The following is a 550-nucleotide window of genomic DNA, read 5'->3' as shown; positions in this document are numbered from 1 at the left end:
CCGGCAAGCGATCGAGCCGCGGCGTCTCGAGCACGCGCTCGCTTTTGGCGTGCTCGGTCGGCACGGCTTGCGTCGCCGACTGGATCGGACCGGTGGTGGCCGCTTCGGGCGTTCCCGCGCGCAGGCCGGTCCAATAATCATACCAGCCACCGGCGGGCAGGCAGACATCATAGGTTTGCGGTGATTCCGGGCTGGGCGGCGGCGCGATCAGCAGCGCCTTGCCGAGCGTGAAGGCCATGGACTGGTTGCAGCCCATGCTTGCGGCGCTTGGGTAATCGTAAAACACTGGGCGCATGATCGGGTCGCCGAAGCGGCTATTCTGGTCCGCCAGCGCATAGAAATAGGGCATCAGCCGATAGCGCTCCTCGACGAAGCGGCGGCGGATCGCGAGGTGATCGGGGCCATCGACCCATGGCTCGACGCGCGGCGTGCCGGTCGCCGAGTGATCGCGGAACACGGGCGTGAAGGCACCGATCTCGAACCAGCGCGTCAGCAAATCGGGGCTCGGGCCGCCCGCAAACCCGCTGACGTCGGCGGCGCTATAGGCAAA

1 protein-coding gene is annotated in these 550 nt (G+C 67.3%); it reads right to left on the bottom strand.

All coding sequences use genetic code 11. From position 1 onward, the window contains the following. Positions 1 to 550 (bottom strand): TIM-barrel domain-containing protein (locus AACY08_RS28385; RefSeq protein WP_339472420.1); only part of this gene is annotated, 550 nt, incomplete at both ends.

The organism is Pseudomonas sp. EL_65y_Pfl1_R83 (assembly GCF_963970695.1).
Classification (GTDB): domain Bacteria; phylum Pseudomonadota; class Gammaproteobacteria; order Pseudomonadales; family Pseudomonadaceae; genus Aquipseudomonas; species Aquipseudomonas tritici.
The sequence above is the reverse complement of the archived record's forward strand: the minus strand, read 5'-3'. Positions and strand labels throughout refer to the sequence as shown.